Source organism: Marinobacter sp. (assembly GCF_033722195.1).
GTDB lineage: Bacteria > Pseudomonadota > Gammaproteobacteria > Pseudomonadales > Oleiphilaceae > Marinobacter.
Genome location: NZ_JAWVZL010000068.1, coordinates 1 through 16647 on the forward strand (window position 1 = coordinate 1; position 16647 = coordinate 16647).

Sequence of the window (16647 nt, forward strand, 5' to 3'; positions counted from 1 at the left end):
AAGTCGGCTGCGGCCATCGCCCACTCGCGCTGGGTAGCCAATGGCAGCGTTCCCAGCCAGGCAGTGGATTTAGATGGTGCCACCGGCGTAACCATGTCTGCTGAGGGGTATCCCACTAACGACGCTGCTGGCATCGGAGTTGCCGCACAGCTCGACGCGAACGACTTTTCTTTTAGCGGAGGCAATATTGTTCTGGAGTCCGCAACCGATGCGGATAGCGATGGAACGGTTGAATGCAACTTCACGTATAACCCCGCAACTGGGGGCGTGAGTGCACGCAACACCACTGAGTGCTAAATCCCTGATGCGTTGCTATTCGCTACGCGTTTCAGGTTTTACCTTAGTGGAATTGGTCATGGTGTTGATCCTCATCGGCATCCTCTCCGCCCTCGGGATCGGCCTGTTCGCAGGCCGGTCCGCGTTCAGTCCCCTGCTGGCCCAGCAGCAACTGGCTTCGTCGGTGCTGCTGGCCCAGCAGGCGGGTCTGGCGGGTAACGGCGCGGATGCATTGTCGGTGACCCAGGCCTCCGATGACTTCGTGTTCACCATCACCGGTGGGCCGGAGCCCGTTGAATTCCGCATTGCCCGGGAAGGCACCAGCCTGGCTGTTTCCGGAGCCAGTTTTCCCCTCAGTTTCGACGATCTGGGCAGGCCATCCTTGGCCGGTAATGCCCAGTTCACTTTCACAGGCGACAGCACCTATCGGGTCTGTTTGAGCTCGCTGGGTGCCGTCTACGCCGGGAATTGCCAGCCATGACGAGCCGGGGGCGGGTGCAGAGCGGCGCCACCCTGGTGGAGCTGGTGATCACCATTGTCATCATAAGCGTGGCCATTGCCGGCGTTGTCGGCGCCTTCGCACTGATTACCGGTCGCAGTGCGGACCCCCTCAACCAGACCCGGGCGGTGGAACTCGCTCAGCTCTATATGGATGAAATACTCACCCAGCGCTACGACAACCAGACCCCTGTCGGCGGCATGCCACCCTACAGCGGCAGCTGCAACATCGGTCCCGAGTCGGGCGAGACCCGCGCCGGTTTTGACGACGTGGACGACTATCACAACCTGACGGACGATCCCCCGGCCACCCTGCAGGGGCCTGTTGCCGGCTACACCGGTTTCTCGGTGTCGGTCACGGTGGCGTGCGCCGGCGGCCAGGTCGGGCTGGCTTCGGAAGATGCCAAGCGCATCGACCTGACCATCACCGCCCCCGGCGGTCAGGACTTTGCCTTCTCCGCCTACAGGGCGAATTTCTGATGCGCCGGCGCGGCGGCGGTTTTACCCTGGTGGAGCTGGTCATCGTGATCGTGCTGCTGGCCATTGTCGCCACCATCTCCGTACGATTTGTAACCCTGTCCACTGGCGGCGCCATCGATACCGGAGCGCGTCAGCAGCGGGCACTGGCCACGGTGGTGATCAGTGAACAGGTCAGCCGGGCCCTGCGGGAGGCGCTGCCCACGTCGGTGCGCACCAACGGCGCCTGCATCGAATGGATGCCGACGATCGCCGGCTCCAACTACCTCAACCTGCCCCGGGGCGCCAACCCGGACTCCTTCGAGGCGGTGTCCCTGGCGGATGGTCAGGCAGCCGGCGGCCGTATCGTGGTCTACGGTTACGGCGGCAATCTCTACAACCCGGGCAGCCCTGGCCCCATCTCGCCACCGGCCACGGTACCGGCGGGCAACGGTCCGGTCACGGTGACCTTCGATGGCGGAGCCAGCCACCGGTTCAACACCAATTCACCCCAGCGTCGATTCTTCGTGGTGGCCAGCCCGGTGACTTTCTGCCAGGACGGTGGTTTTCTCTACCGCTACCGCAACTACGGCATCCAGCCTGGCATCGCCAGCAGCCTGCCGGGCAGCTTGCCCAACCGCGAGGTGCTGGCGGCCAACCTGGTGCCCGGCTCGGTGCAGTTCCAGGTGACACCGCCGACCCTGCTGCGGGGCGCCGTGGTGACTTTCGCCTTTGCCCTGCAGGATGCCGACTCCGGTGAGGTCACCCAGGTGAGCCAGGAGGTACAGATCCGCAATGTGCCCTGATCGCTGCTTTCACAGCCAGCGCGGTGCCGGCCTGCCGGTGGCGTTGTTCATCATCACCGTGCTGGCCCTGCTGGTGGTAGGCATGGCCCAGCTGCAGGAAAGCAGTGGCCGCTCGGTGAGCCTGCAGATCCAGAGCCAGCGGGCGTTCTTTGCGGCTGAAAGTGGTGCCCAGGTGGGCGTGGCCCAGGCGCTGGCTGCCGGTGCCTGCGGCGCCGTCACCTCGCCAAAAACCTTCAGCACCGGCGGTCTCAGCAGCTGTCGTGCCCAGGTGTCCTGCAGCTCGGTTTCGGCCGACATTGAAGGCAACAGTGCCCTGGAAACCGTTTTCAGTATTACCAGCGTTGGCCAGTGTGGGTCGGGTTTTGACCAGGCCGAGCGCGTAGTGGAGGTGCGGGTACGATGACACGATCAGCCAGAATCTCGATGCTCCTGAGTCTTTTGCTGCTGTTCCCATTCGGCAGCCTCATTGCGGCAGAGTGTAGTGAAGTCTTTCGGGCGTCAGATGGGGTGAATCGCAATCTCCCCAGCGACCGGCGCCTGGACTACGATCCGGCGACCTGGCCGGCAGAGCAGAACTGGCCAGCATCCAACACTCAACTCAGCAGCGGTGATTACTATTACCGGAATACAAATCTGGGTAATAACTACGAGCTGCGAGTAGCACAGGACGCCGTTGTCAGGATCTTCGTGGATGGCAACCTGACCTTTGGAAATAATGCACGCATAAATGCATCCGGAGACCCCGATCAATTGATCCTGGTGGTCGATGGCTCCGTGGGCTTTGGTAACGGCACCATTATCAACGGCGTGGTCTATTCCCGAGGCAGTATGAGCTTCGGCAACAACAGCACGCCCGCCGGGGTACTGGCCAGCGCGGGTAACATCAGCTTTTCGCAGAATGCCAGCTTGAATCATGTGCCGGAAGCGGTGACGCCCCAGCTACTGAGCGGCCTCTGTGAGACTGCATCAACAGGCCCGCTACCCGTCTTCGACGACTTCGAGGGCTACCCTCCAGGCTCCATCAGTGGCTTGAACGGCGGCACTGGCTGGGGCGGCAGCTGGCAGGGCGCCGATGGCCAGTCCGTCGTTGATACCTCCGGCAACCCTTTGCTCTTCCAGGCCAGCAACGGCCTGAGCATCCGCTCCGAGACCACGCTGGAAGTGGATGGTAACAACGCGCGGGTCGCGACCCGTCCGCTCTCCAGTACATTCACCGGCGACCAGATCTATCTCAGCATGCTGGTGCGCTTCCAGGGCACACCGGGCAACAATGATTTCCTGGGTTTCTGGCTGCAGCAGCCGGGCTTTGGCGACTCGCCCCAGTTCGGGGTCAAGGTGAATGAAGGCGGCGGCGGGGACGCGGATTTCTTCGTCCGGCTCGACACCAACGCCGCCTACAGCACCGAATTCCAGCCCGGCCAGACCTACCTGCTGGTGGCCCGGTTCGATAAGGACGGTAGCAATTATTACAACCGGGGCCGGCTCTGGGTGGACCCCCAATGCACGGACGCACCGCCGCCGACGCCGTCTGCGACCATCAGCCGTAATCCCAACAACCGTGTGACACAGATTTCCGAGCTGGGCTTCCGCTCCGAGAATCTGGGCGGCGGCGCCGCCATCCAGGTGGGCCAGGTGGCGGCGGGTGAGCTCTGGACCGATGTGGTGCAGTGCACCTGCTTCCAGAACGGCCTGGAGGCGACCTTCTACAACAATTATCAGAGCAGCGACCCTTTCCCGGATAACCCGGTGCTGACCCGACTGGACCCGGAGGTGGATTTCAACTGGGGTGGTGGCTCGCCCGATCCTGCGGTGAATAACAACGACTTTGCGGCCCAGTGGCAGGGCGCCATCGAGGTGCCGGAGTCCGGCAACTACCGGTTCCGGACCCGCACCGACGACGGTGTCCGGCTCTGGGTGGATGACCTGGCGTTCGATCAGGCCATCATCGACGACTGGAACGATCAGTCCGCCTCCAACAACACCAGCGACGCCATTTTCCTTGAGGCCGGTCGCCGCTATGCCATCCGTATGCAGTTTTACGAGAATGGCGGTCAGGCCGTCGCTGAACTGCAGTGGCAAACGCCTCGGGGCGGTGGCTTCAACATCATCCCTGAGGCCAATCTGTTTGCCTGCCTGCCGGTGGCCGCGCCGCTGCTGGAATCCGCGGATGCGGTCTGCGGCGCCTCCGACATCCTGCGGGTGCGCTTCGACCAGACGCCACGCTCGCGAGTGCTGGACGAGGCATCAGCAGAAACACCGGCGTTCTATACCGTCGAGGAGCTGGATTCGGGTAATACCATCACGGTCGATTCCGCCACTCTCGAACCTGGCGGCTACAGTGTGCTGCTGGATCTGGCGAGCAACCTGGCCAGCGATGAGAGCTACCGCGTCACTGTCACGGACGTGCAGGACGTGGGCGGCCTGGTGATGTCGCCAAACCCGGCCTCGGTGGAGTTCGAGGGCGGCGGTACCGGTCTGACTACCTTCTACTGGAACAACGTCGACCTGAGCGGGCCCACGGTGGCTCAGCAGAACTCCGCCGACATCAATGAGAACTATGGTGGCGGTAGCCCCATTCCGGGGGTAGTGAACAATGACCGTTTCTCGATTCGCTGGAGCGGGTTCATCGTGGCGCCAGCCACCGGTAACTACCGTTTCCAGACCCGCACCGATGACGGCGTGCGGCTCTGGGTGCAGGATTTGGACAACCCAATCATTAACCAATGGGTGGACCAGCCCCCCACCACCCATGAGTCCGGGGTGATTAGTCTGCAGCAGGGCCAGTCCTATGCCCTGCGCATGGAAATGTATGAGAACCGGGGTGGCGCCGTAGCCGAACTGAGATGGGACACGCCGCAGACCAGTGGGTTCGAGATCGTGCCGGCCTCGGCACTGTTCAACTGTCCGGACGCCGGCAACGAGCTCGACCATTTCCGGATCATCAGTGGTGGCAATGCGGTCACCTGCACCCCGGCGCCGGTCACCATCCAGGCCAGCGATGCCAACGGCCAGCCGGTGACGGACTATGCCGGCACCATCAGCCTGTCCACCTCTACCGGGCAGGGGGACTGGTTTGCCGGCGCCGGTGCCAACGGCAGCCTGAACCGGGGCCCGGGTAATTCCGGCCAGGCCAGTTACGGTTTTGTCCCTGCTGACAACGGGGTGGTGACGCTGGACCTTCGCCATACCCTGGCGGCGACGGTGAATGTGGATGTGGCCGACGGCAGCGTAACGGAACTGTCCGGATTCGACCCGGATATTCTGTTCGCTGAAACCGGTTTTCTGTTCCACCAGGCTGGCGATCTCAGCAGCTCCATCGGCAGCCTGGTGGCGGGCCGGGATTCGACGCTGAACCCCGGGGGACAGAGCCTGCGGCTGACCGCGGTGCGAACCAACGACAATACCGGCGCCTGCGAGGCCTTCCTGACCGGGCCCCAGGCCGTTGAAATCGGCTACGTCTGTGACAACCCCGCCAACTGCGCCCTGACGGACGCCCTGCAGATCAATGGCCAGACCGTGGCCTCCAACAACAGCGGCAGTACCGCCAACAGCAGCAGCCTGAGCCTGGACTTCGGTGATGACACCACAAGCTCGGCGCCACTGGTGCTCAACTACCGTGACGCTGGCCGCATCTCGCTGTTTGCCAGCCGGCCGCTGACCGATGCCGAGGGCAATCCCACCGGCGGCGAAATTGCCGGCACCAGTAACGCCTTTGTGTCGGTACCGGCGGGCTTCTGCATTGCCGCCACCGATACCAGTGCTGAATGCACCGGCGACCCGGCCACCTGCTCGGTGCTCACCACCGCCGGCAGTGATTTTCAGGTTCGCTACCAGGCCGTGGCCTGGCAGCAGGCCGGTGAGACCGGGGCCCAGTTCTGTGCCGGCAATCCGGTGACACCGGGCTTTGCGCGTCTCAACCTGGACCTGACCCACGAGCTGGTGGCGCCCACGGGGGGCGAGGCGGGCAATTTCACGCCGGCACAGGTGAGCTTTGGCACCGGCGCCGGCGGCGTTTCCGATCAGCTGCAGCAGATCAGTGAAGTGGGCGCCTTTAGGGTCCGCATACCGGCCGGCCAGTCTTACCTGGGGGAAGCCCTGCCTGAAGCTGCGAGCGCGGTCGTCGGGCGCTTCATACCGGCGCGTTTTGTGGTGAGCCTGGCGGATGCCGGCGAGTTTGCGCCCGAATGCACCGGAACGCCTGACTTCACTTACACCGGGCAGGATTTCGGCTGGCAGGTGCCGCCCTCGGTGCTGATCTCGGCGCAGAGCGAGCAGGGTGATGTGACCACCAATTACACCCGCGGGGACTTCCGAAAACTCCAGGCCGCTGATGTAGGGCGGGATCTGCCGGACACCGACTCCAACCAGCAGGAGCAGGGCAGTACCGATCTGCTGGACGTGACCATGACGGCCCAGCCTGCGGGCCTCACGACCGCGGCGCCCGGCCAGATAAGTTACCAGTTCTCGGCCTCGGACAGTCTGGTCTATCCCAAAACCGCGGTGTCCCAGGTGCCGCCGTTCAGCCCCAGCCTGAGCTTCGCGATCAGTGCCGTGATGGACAGCGACGGCGTCACCGGCGCCGCCAGCCTGCCGCTGAGCTTTGTGCCCGCCGCCAATCTGGAGGTCCGCTACGGCCGCTGGTTCATGGAGAACGTTTATGGTCCCGAGAACATCGCTGCGCTGCCCATGCCTTTCCAGGCCCAGTACTGGACCGGCAGCCGGTTCGAGCTCAATGAGGCGGACGATTGCAGCACCTGGAATACCGTGGACATTTCCGGCACCACCAACCACCACAGCCTGGTGGCGGCCTCAGGTACGCTCAATGGCGGCACGGGTGGGCCGCTGAGTCTGCAGCCCACCGGCAGCCAGGGCACCGATACCCTGGTATGGCAGCAGCCTGTCTGGCTGCAGCATTTCTGGAACGACGCGGCCACACTGCAGAACCCCTCCGCCCTGGCCACCTTCGGGGTCTATCGCGGTCACGACCGGGTGATCTACTGGCGGGAAAGACTCTAACCAGCCTGCGAGTGGCGCCGGAAGGACGCTAGCCCTCATCCTCGTTGTCGATGCCCAGCTCGTTGATCTTGCGGGTCAGGGTATTGCGGCCCCAGCCCAGCAGGATGGAGGCATCCCGGCGGCGGCCGCCGGTATGCTTGAGGGCGGTCTCGATCATGATGCGCTCGAACTCGGGTACCGCGGTATCCAGAATGCCCTTTTTGCCCCGTTTGAGCTCCTGTTCCGCCCAGCCCTGCAGGCCTTCCTGCCAGGTGTGGCCGGTGGGCGGGGTGTCGGCCTGGTGCAGCAGTTCCGGCGGCAGGTCGTCGACATGGATATCACGGCCGCTGGCCATAACAGTGAGCCAGCGACAGGTGTTCTCCAGCTGGCGGACGTTGCCGGGCCAGGGCAGGGTGGTGAGGTATTCCTCGGCATCCGGCCGTAGCAGCTTGGGCTCCACCGCCAGCTCCTTGGCTGCCCGCTTCAGGAAGTGCTGCATCAAGCGGGGGATGTCCTCCCGGCGCTCCGCCAGCCTGGGCAGGTGCACGCGGATCACGTTGAGACGGTGGAACAGGTCCTCCCGGAAGCTGCCGGCCTGCACCAGCTTCTCCAGGTCCTGGTGGGTGGCGGCGATGATGCGCACGTCCACCTTGATGGGGGTGGTGCCACCGACTCGGTAGAATTCGCCGTCCGCCAGCACCCGCAGCAGGCGGGTCTGGGTGTCGGCGGGCATGTCACCGATCTCGTCCAGGAACAGGGTGCCGCCGTTGGCCTGCTCGAACCGGCCCTGGCGCGCGGCGGCGGCACCGGTAAAGGCGCCTTTCTCGTGGCCGAACAGCTCGGATTCGATCAGGTCCTTGGGAATCGCTGCCATATTGAGGGCGATGAACGGATGCTTTGCCCGCGGGCTGTGATTGTGCAGGGCCTGAGCCACCAGCTCCTTGCCGGTACCGCTTTCGCCATTGATCAGCACGGTGATGTTGGAGTGGGACAGCCGCCCGATAGCGCGAAAGACCTCCTGCATGGCCGGCGCTTCGCCGATGATCTCGGTGTTGCGCTGGCTGCTCTCCGGGGCCGGCTCGGTGGTGGCCCGGCGCTCGTGGCTGTGGGCGACGGCGCGCTTGGCCAGCGCCACGGCATCGTCCACGTCGAAGGGCTTGGGCAGGTATTCGAAGGCTCCGGTCTGGTAGCTGGTCACCGCGCTCTCCAGGTCGGAGTGTGCGGTCATGATGATCACCGGCAGGTCCGGATGGGCCTGGACAATGCCGGACAGCAGGGTGATGCCGTCGATGCCGGGCATGCGGATGTCGCTGATGATGGCGTCGGGCTGTTCGTGGTCGAGTCGCATCAGGATGCTCTCGCCGCTGTCAAAGGTGCGTGGCTGCATACCGGCCTGGCTCAGGGCGCGCTCCAGCACCCAGCGGATACTGCGGTCATCGTCAATGATCCAGACGTTTGCCGGTTGACTCATGGTGCTTCCTCCAGAGGCAGGAAAATAATGAAGTTGGTGCAGCCGGGCTCGCTTTCACATTCCACCAGGCCGTGGTGCTGGCCAACGATGCTCTGGGTGATGGAAAGCCCCAGGCCGGTGCCGTTGGCGCGGCCGCTGATCATGGGGTAGAAGATGTTTTGCAGCAGCTCCGGCGGAATGCCCGGGCCGTTGTCGATGACGTCCACCCGGCACACCAGGCGGTACCGGCGGCTGCCGATGGTGAACTGCCGCAGGGCCCGGGTGCGGAAGGTGATCAGGGGAGGCTCGTCATCATGACGGGCCTCGGTGTGTTCGAAGGCCGCCTCCATGGCATTGCGGGCAATGTTCAGGAAGGCCTGGATCAGCTGTTCCTTGTCACCGTTAAGGTCCGGCAGGCTGGGGTCATAGTCGCGCTGGAAGGACACCCGGCCTCGGCTTTCGGCCTCCAGCAGGGTTCTTACCCGTTCCAGCACCTCGTGGATGTTGGTGGGCGCCATCCGCATCGCCCGGTTCGGGCCCAGCATCCGGTCCACGAGGCTGCGCAGCCGGTCGGCCTCATCGATGATTACCCGGGTGTATTCCTTCTGGCTGTCGTCCGCCAGTTCCCGGTCCAGCAGCTGGGCGGCGCCCCGGATGCCCCCCAGGGGGTTCTTGATTTCGTGGGCCATGCCGCGGACCAGGATACGGGTGGTTTCCTGCTGGGAAATGATGTCCTCTTCCCGGCTGATGCGCAGCAGCCGGTCCCGGGGCTGGACTTCCAGCAATAGCTCCGGTGGCTCGGCGCCCATGGGGGAGACCGAATAGTCCACCACGAAATGGACGCCGGAAGTCAGCGTCAGCTCGGCCTCACGCTTGGTGTAGGACTGGCCGTTACTGGCGGCGGCGTGGAGGGTCTCCAGGGCCTGGGCGGAATCCACGAACAGGTTCAGCACCGGAGTGTCCTGGATCCGGGTCAGGCTGGTTTCCAGAAGGCTCTCGGCAGCCGGGTTCAGATAGCGGACATGCAGCCCGGGGCTCAGCACCAGAACCGCGGTGGTCAGGTTGTCCAATATGTGCTTGTAGCCTGCCGGTGTTGCCATGCGTGCATCTCCTTATGGAAGGCTCAACTGCAAAAAGCGAACCAGAATGAGTCGGGCAAGCCAACTGTGTTCTGTGATCGTGCGAGAGGGCCGATCAGGCCATGAAAATGGCGCCGCTGGCGGTTTTGGCACGCGCGAATTTTGCGCGGGACAACAAAATGCGCCCCCTGTTAGATCAGAGTGTCGCGCCTTTCTGGTGCCAATGCACTAAATTAGTGCATTGCTTCCGGGGAGGTGGTGTTCGGAGGGGATCAGTTCAGAACCGAGGGCCGGTGAATGGTAAAGGAAATGCTCTGTCCGCGCTGGACCGGGCGGCCCTGGCTGTCCACCACAGAGACCTGGGCCTGGTGGGTGCCTCGGAAGACATTCTGCACCGCGACGGTACCATCGGTGCTCTGGCCCACGATCTGGCCGTCCAGGGTAACCTCGTACTTGTGGCCCTGCCGTAGCGGAGGGTTGCTGGACACACTGAAGGTGATGTCGCCGCTGCCGCTCCAGAAGGCTTCATTGTTCTCCGGCGCGTTGAACTGGATGCTCTGGTAGGACGCCTGGGGCTCCTGCTGCTGATCCTGCTGGTCCTGGTCACGGGTCTCGTCGGGCAGGTCCTGGAGTTTGGGGAGGGTCACGGTGGTGACCGGCTTGACCTTGATGGCTTCGGCACCGTTCTGGGGCTCATCCGAGAATGTCACGTTGCCGTTCTCGTCCACATGCCGGTAAACCTCTGACCAGGCGGGGAAGCTGATGGCGAGGATAAGAGCGGCCAGGGGTAATGCGGTTGGTTTCATGGTCTGCGCCTGTGACGGGACTGTAGCCTGATTATCGACAGTGGTCTGCGGCTTTGCAATGACGCGCGTCCCATACCGCGTTACGGAGCGTTAATACGCCAGTGGCGGTTCGCGGGCACAAAAAAGCCCCGCACAGGGCGGGGCTTTGGTGCTTGCCTGCTGGCCGTGGGGCCAGCGGGGCAGGCCTTACACCGAGTAGTAGAGTTCGAACTCGACCGGATGAGTGGTCATGTTCAGACGCTCGACTTCGGCGCGCTTCAGGTCGATGTAACCGGCGATCATGTCCTCGGTGAACACGCCACCGCGGGTCAGGAACTCGTGGTCCTTCTCCAGGATGTCCAGAGCCTGCTCCAGGGTGTGGGCCACGGTCGGAATGTTGATGGCCTCTTCTTTCGGCAGGTCGTACAGGTCCTTGTCCATGGCATCGCCAGGGTGGATCTTGTTCTGGATACCGTCGATACCGGCCATCAGCAGGGCTGAGAATGCCAGGTAGGGGTTGGCAGACGGGTCAGGGAAGCGAACTTCCATGCGACGTGCCTTGGGGCTGCTGACGTACGGAATCCGGATGGAGGCGGAGCGGTTACGGGCGGAATAGGCCAGCATAACCGGTGCTTCGAAGCCCGGAACCAGACGCTTGTAGCTGTTGGTGGACGGGTTGGTGAAGGCGTTCAGGGAGCGCGCGTGCTTGATGATGCCGCCGATGTAGTACAGCGCCATTTCGCTCAGACCGGCATAGCCGTCACCGGCAAACAGGTTCTTGCCGTCCTTGTTCAGGGACATGTGAACGTGCATACCGGAACCGTTGTCACCGACAACCGGCTTGGGCATGAAAGTGGCGGTCTTGCCGTAGGCGTGAGCCACGTTGTGCACGCAGTACTTGAGGATCTGTACCTCGTCGGCCTTTTTCACCAGGGTGTTGGCGCCAACGCCGATCTCGCACTGGCCAGCGGTGCCCACCTCGTGGTGATGCACTTCGATGTTCAGGCCCATGGACTCCATGGCCGCACACATGGCACCACGCAGGTCGTGCAGGCTGTCAACCGGGGGAACCGGGAAGTAGCCGCCCTTGACGCCGGGACGGTGACCAATGTTGTTGCGCTCGAAATCCTCACCGGAAACCCAGGCGGCTTCTTCGGAGTAGAGTTCGTACATGGCGCCCTTCATGTCGACGCTCCACTTGGCGGAGTCGAAGATGAAGAATTCGGGCTCGGGGCCGAACAGGGCGCCGTCCGCCAGACCAGAGGACTTCAGGTACTCTTCGGCGCGACGGGCAACGGAGCGCGGGTCACGCTCGTAACCCTGCATGGTGGAGGGCTCCACGATGTCGCAGGTGATGTTGACGGTGGTTTCTTCGGTGAACGGATCGATCACGGAGGTGGAGTCATCCGGCATCAGGATCATGTCGGACTCGTTGATGCCTTTCCAGCCTGCGATTGAAGAGCCGTCGAACATCTTGCCGTCGGCGAAGAAGTCGTCGTTCACTTCCTTGGCCGGCAGAGTGACGTGCTGCTCCTTACCGCGGCTGTCGGTAAACCGCAAATCGACCCACTTGACTTCGTGTTCTTTGATCAGATCAATCGTTCTGGACATTGTGCATGCTCCGTATGTTGCCCGCTACGCGGGAAAGTTCTGTGTTCTTGGTGCCGGATCGGCTGTTGCCGTCGGACGGTTACCCGGGCTCCGACATCCGACCTGCTTTTTCAGGTTCGGGCAGCTTAACAAAAGCCTTGGCTGCGTGCCTGTAAATTCGGCTACGAGTGTTTAAGCAATCCGCTTGCCAATCTTTGACCCAGTGCGCCAGAAGAGCGCAGGGATGCGGAATCTGAGCTTTTTTGGCGCCTGGCCGGGGTGATCAGCCGCTCGCGGGCACCGAGCTAATGCACCAAAATAAAGCACCAAAATAGGGCGTCGACCCAAAATAGTGCAAGCGCCGGGTTCCAGCGCGGCCCGAAGGCATCGGCAACTGCCTACATAGTTCCGTCATCAACTTTGCTATATACTGCGCGGCCCGGAATCCTCTGTGGGGTTCCCGGCTCCCTTTCAGATTTGAGACGGCATGCAAGTGTGGCGGCGAAACCGCTACCTGACGATCCTCTCAGGTCATCATGCATGCCGCAGGATTAAAGTTGTGATTGAGAATCTTCGTAATATCGCCATCATCGCCCACGTTGACCATGGCAAGACCACCCTGGTGGACAAACTGCTGCGTCAGTCCGGCACCCTGGATCGCAAAGAGCTCGAAAGCGAGCGGGTGATGGACTCCAACGACCAGGAAAAAGAGCGTGGCATTACCATTCTGGCCAAGAACACCGCGCTGAAATGGAAGGAATACGACATCAACATCGTCGACACCCCTGGCCACGCCGATTTCGGTGGTGAAGTGGAGCGGGTGATGAGCATGGTCGATTGCGTGCTGCTGGTGGTGGACTCCATCGATGGCCCCATGCCGCAGACCCGGTTCGTGACCCAGAAGGCATTCGACGCCGGCCTGCGCCCGATCGTGGTGGTCAACAAGATCGACCGTCCCGGCGCGCGTCCGGACTGGGTGGTGGACCAGGTCTTCGACCTGTTCGACAACCTCGGTGCCACCGACGAGCAGCTGGACTTCCCGATTGTGTACGCCAGTGCCCTGAACGGCATTGCCGGCACTGACCACGAGAACATGGACGACAACATGGACGCCGTGTTCCAGGCCATCGTGGATCACGTGCCGGCGCCGGATGTGGACCTGGACGGTCCTTTCCAGATGCAGATTTCCCAGCTGGACTACAGCAGCTTCCTGGGTGTGATCGGCATCGGCCGGATCACCCGCGGCAGGATCAAGACCAACTCGCCGGTGACGGCGATCAGCGCCAAGGGCAAGAAGCGCAACGGCCGTATCCTCAAGATCATGGGGCACTCCGGTCTGCACCGGGTGGAAGTGGAGCAGGCCCAGGCCGGTGACATCGTCTGTGTCAGCGGTATGGACGAGCTGTTCATTTCCGACACCCTCTGCGACCCGGCCAATGTGGAGGCGCTGCCGCCACTGACCGTGGACGAGCCCACCGTCTCCATGACCTTCCAGGTCAACGATTCCCCCTTCGCCGGTAAGGAAGGCAAGTTCGTCACCAGCCGCAACATTCGCGAGCGCCTGGAAAAAGAGCTGCTGCACAACGTTGCCCTGCGGGTTGAGGAAGGCGAGTCCGCCGACAAGTTCAAGGTCTCCGGTCGGGGCGAGCTGCACCTGTCGGTGCTGATCGAGAACATGCGTCGCGAGAACTTCGAGCTGGCGGTCGGCCGCCCGGAAGTGGTGATCAAGGAAGTGGACGGCGTCAAGCAGGAGCCCTACGAGAACGTCATCGTCGACATCGAGGAGCAGCACCAGGGCGCCATCATGGAGCAGATGGGCCTGCGCAAGGGCGACCTCACCAACATGGTACCGGACGGCAAGGGCCGCATGCGCCTGGAGTACACCATTCCGGCCCGTGGTCTGATCGGTTTCCGCAACACCTTCCTGACCATGACCTCGGGTACCGGTATCCTGACCTCCACCTTCAGCCACTACGGTCCCATCAAGCTGGGCGACGTCACCAGCCGCCAGAACGGCGTGCTGGTGTCCATGGCCACGGGTACCGCGCTGACCTACTCGCTGGAGACCCTGCAGAGCCGCGGCAAGCTGTTCCTTGAGCCGGGCCAGGAGATCTACGAGGGCCAGCTGTGCGGTATCCACAGCCGCGACAATGACCTGGTGGTGAACCCCACCAAGGCCAAGAAGCTGGACAACATGCGCGCTTCCGGTAAGGACGAGACCATTGCCCTGGTTCCGCCCATCAAGTTCACCCTGGAGCAGGCGCTGGAGTTCATCGACGACGACGAGCTGGTGGAAGTCACACCCAAGTCCATTCGCCTTCGCAAGAAAGCGCTCAAGGAAAACGAGCGCCGCCGGGCAGCCAAGGGCTGATCGGGTACAGGTGTTTGACAAGGCGACCTCAGGGTCGCCTTTTTCATGGCCGGCTTTCATAGCCGGTTGTTGTCCTGGCAGGAGCAGCTAGACTGGAGAGCGGAGGGTGCGTCCTGTTCCCTCTTTATATTGTCAGCCATTGACCCACTTGCCGACAGAAGCCGATGCCCATGCTGACCCTGTACCCGGAACTCAAGCCCTATGCCGAGCACCGACTGGCGGTGGAGGCTCCCCATGAGCTCTACCTGGAGGAGAGTGGTAATCCCGACGGCATTCCCGTGCTGGTGGTGCACGGCGGCCCCGGCGGCGGCTGCGAGGACTACTACCGGCAGTTTTTCGATGCCGAGCGCTTTCGCATCATCCTGATGGACCAGCGCGGCGCCGGCCGCTCCACGCCCCTGGCGGAGCTTGACGGCAACAGCACCGACCGTCTGGTGGCGGACATGGAGCAGGTCAGGCAGTTCCTGGGTATCGACCACTGGGTGCTGTTCGGCGGCAGCTGGGGGTCCACCCTCAGCCTGGTCTATGCCGAAACCTACCCCGGCCGGGTGTTGGCGCTGATCCTGCGGGGCATCTTTCTGTGCCGGCCGAAGGACATTCACTGGTTCTACCAGGAAGGCGCCAGCCGGGTGTTCCCGGATTACTGGGAGGATTTTCTCGCACCCATCCCGGAGAACGAGCGTGACGACCTGGTGTCGGCCTACTACCGCCGCCTGACCAGCAGCAACGAGCTGGAACAGATACAGGCCGCCAAGGCCTGGTCCATCTGGGAAGGCCGCTGTGCCACCCTGCACCCCAATGCCCGGGTGGTGGAGCATTTCGGTCACCCTCATGTGGCCATTGCCCTGGCGCGTATCGAGTGCCATTACTTCATGAACCAGGCCTTTCTGGAGCCCGACCAGATCCTCAGGAACGCCGGCCGGCTGGCGGGTATCCCGGGCATAGTGGTTCACGGCCGCTATGACATGGTGTGCCCGCTGGACAACGCGCTGGCACTGAGCGATGTCTGGCCGGAGGCGGACCTGAGGATCATCCGTGACGCCGGCCATTCAGCCGCGGAGCCCGCCATCGTGGACGCCCTGATGCACGCCTGCGACGACATCGCCGACAGGCTGGAGTTGCTGCTCTGAGGTCGGGGTTGCGACCGCCTGGGGCAGCCGCTAGACTCTTGCGCTGATGTGATTCCCTCGACAGGACGCCAATGAAGGGACTTATCCAGCGGGTCAGCCAAGCCAGTGTCGCGGTCGACGGCAAAGTGATCGGCGAAATCGCGCAAGGGCTGCTTCTGTTCCTCGGTATTGAACGCAACGACGATACCGCGTCCGCGGAGGCGCTGGGTCGCAGAATCGCCGGCTATCGCGTCTTTCCTGACGCCCAGGGCCGCATGAACCAGAGTCTCCTGGACACGGGAGGTTCGCTCCTCGTGGTTTCCCAGTTCACCCTCGCTGCCGACACCCGCTCGGGCACCCGCCCCGGGTTTTCTACCGCTGCTGCGCCGGAGCAGGCGGAATCCCTCTACCAGTCGTTTCTGGCCGTGGTCCGGGAACTGCTGGGGTCGCATCGCGTTGCCTGTGGCCAGTTCGGTGCTGACATGAAGGTGGCTCTGGTGAATGACGGGCCCGTAACCTTTTTGCTGGAATCGGGCGGTGCAATAAAATAGTGCGGAGATTATTTCGGGGCCCGTTCTTGGGGCGTTTCAGCGATGATCCGTCGGTCTGAAGCTGGGCATGTAGCTCACATCCGCATGATTTGCAAAGAATTAATCGAATATGGCCCTGTATTTGTTACGTTCGGGTTAATGGCCATAGCGGAAATGGCTGTCGTGTTTGTCACAAAACTGACAAAAAAACTTGATACAAACGTTTGCAAATGAGCAGGGCCTGTATTAAAAATGAAGGTCATGCGAGGCTTTAACAAAGCTTTGTAAGTGATTGTCCATCATGGGTTCCCGGGGTGTAGCTGATTGCTACGAATTGGCGCATAACGAGTGAACAGGTGGTGGCGACCCGTACATTCGCCTATCTGGCGGGCAGTGCGGAAAAGTTATAAAACTTTCGTCGTCATTTACAAACTGTCATGAAGATGACATTTTGCTGACACAGAATTGGGCACCTGATGGCCCGATCATTAAGAAAAACGGGTCGAACCCGTCGCTAAAACCTGAGTTAACTCAAAAAGGAAGACGCAACATGAAGAAGACGCTTATCGCTACCGCTGTTGCTGCGGCAACTCTTTCCACAGGCGTTCTGGCCCAGGCCGGTGCAGAAACTGCCGACGCCCGTGCTGATGCTCTGGCGGCGCGTATCGATTCCATGCCGGAAGTTTACGGTAACATCCAGCT

General features: G+C 62.4%; 12 protein-coding genes and 1 pseudogene. 9 read left to right on the plus strand and 4 right to left on the minus strand.

From position 1 onward, the window contains the following. From R3280_RS11920 to R3280_RS11945, 6 genes and pseudogenes are all read left to right on the plus strand, one after another. Window positions 1-297: pseudogene (locus R3280_RS11920) on the plus strand (type II secretory pathway, pseudopilin PulG); the annotation flags it as partial. A gap of 58 nt (window positions 298-355) precedes the next feature. Then, a complete protein-coding gene (locus R3280_RS11925) occupies window positions 356-757 on the plus strand; it encodes a type II secretion system protein (protein WP_413468775.1) in 402 nt (133 codons plus the stop codon). Then, complete coding sequence (locus R3280_RS11930; RefSeq protein WP_318998830.1) at window positions 754-1254, plus strand: type II secretion system protein; 501 nt, start codon at window positions 754-756, stop codon at window positions 1252-1254. Before R3280_RS11925 ends, R3280_RS11930 begins: the two co-directional genes overlap by 4 nt. Next, a complete protein-coding gene (locus R3280_RS11935) occupies window positions 1254-2036 on the plus strand; it encodes a type II secretion system protein (protein ID WP_318998831.1) in 783 nt (260 codons plus the stop codon). Before R3280_RS11930 ends, R3280_RS11935 begins: the two co-directional genes overlap by 1 nt. Then, window positions 2026-2439: a hypothetical protein gene (locus R3280_RS11940; protein ID WP_318998832.1), complete on the plus strand. Its 414-nt coding sequence runs from the start codon at window positions 2026-2028 to the stop codon at window positions 2437-2439. Before R3280_RS11935 ends, R3280_RS11940 begins: the two co-directional genes overlap by 11 nt. A gap of 356 nt (window positions 2440-2795) precedes the next feature. Then, on the plus strand, window positions 2796-7052 hold the full coding sequence (locus R3280_RS11945; RefSeq protein ID WP_318998841.1) for a DUF6701 domain-containing protein: 4257 nt from the start codon (window positions 2796-2798) through the stop codon (window positions 7050-7052). A 28-nt stretch (window positions 7053-7080) separates the two neighbouring features. Here the strand turns inward: R3280_RS11945 and ntrC are convergent, their stop codons facing one another. The 4 genes from ntrC to glnA all read right to left on the minus strand — a co-directional run bounded on the left by ntrC (window position 7081) and on the right by glnA (window position 11956). Further along, complete coding sequence (ntrC, locus tag R3280_RS11950) at window positions 7081-8502, minus strand: nitrogen regulation protein NR(I) (protein WP_318998833.1); 1422 nt, start codon at window positions 8500-8502, stop codon at window positions 7081-7083. Continuing rightward, window positions 8499-9581: a nitrogen regulation protein NR(II) gene (glnL, locus tag R3280_RS11955; protein WP_318998834.1), complete on the minus strand. Its 1083-nt coding sequence runs from the start codon at window positions 9579-9581 to the stop codon at window positions 8499-8501. The genes ntrC and glnL overlap by 4 nt, the downstream gene beginning before the upstream one ends. Before the next feature lie 251 nt (window positions 9582-9832). Continuing rightward, window positions 9833-10366 (minus strand): DUF4124 domain-containing protein, encoded by a 534-nt coding sequence (locus R3280_RS11960; protein ID WP_318998835.1) that lies wholly within the window; start codon window positions 10364-10366, stop codon window positions 9833-9835. Between the two features lie 186 nt (window positions 10367-10552). Then, window positions 10553-11956 (minus strand): glutamate--ammonia ligase, encoded by a 1404-nt coding sequence (gene glnA / locus R3280_RS11965; RefSeq protein WP_318998836.1) that lies wholly within the window; start codon window positions 11954-11956, stop codon window positions 10553-10555. A 538-nt stretch (window positions 11957-12494) separates the two neighbouring features. Here glnA and typA point away from each other — a divergent pair. From typA to dtd, 3 genes are all read left to right on the plus strand, one after another. Then, a complete protein-coding gene (gene typA, locus R3280_RS11970; RefSeq protein ID WP_318998837.1) occupies window positions 12495-14306 on the plus strand; it encodes a translational GTPase TypA in 1812 nt (603 codons plus the stop codon). 170 nt (window positions 14307-14476) lie between these two features. Continuing rightward, complete coding sequence (pip, locus tag R3280_RS11975; protein ID WP_318998838.1) at window positions 14477-15436, plus strand: prolyl aminopeptidase; 960 nt, start codon at window positions 14477-14479, stop codon at window positions 15434-15436. A 71-nt stretch (window positions 15437-15507) separates the two neighbouring features. Continuing rightward, window positions 15508-15966, plus strand: coding sequence for a D-aminoacyl-tRNA deacylase (gene dtd / locus R3280_RS11980; RefSeq protein ID WP_318998839.1), 459 nt, complete (start codon window positions 15508-15510; stop codon window positions 15964-15966). Window positions 15967-16647 lie beyond the last annotated feature (681 nt).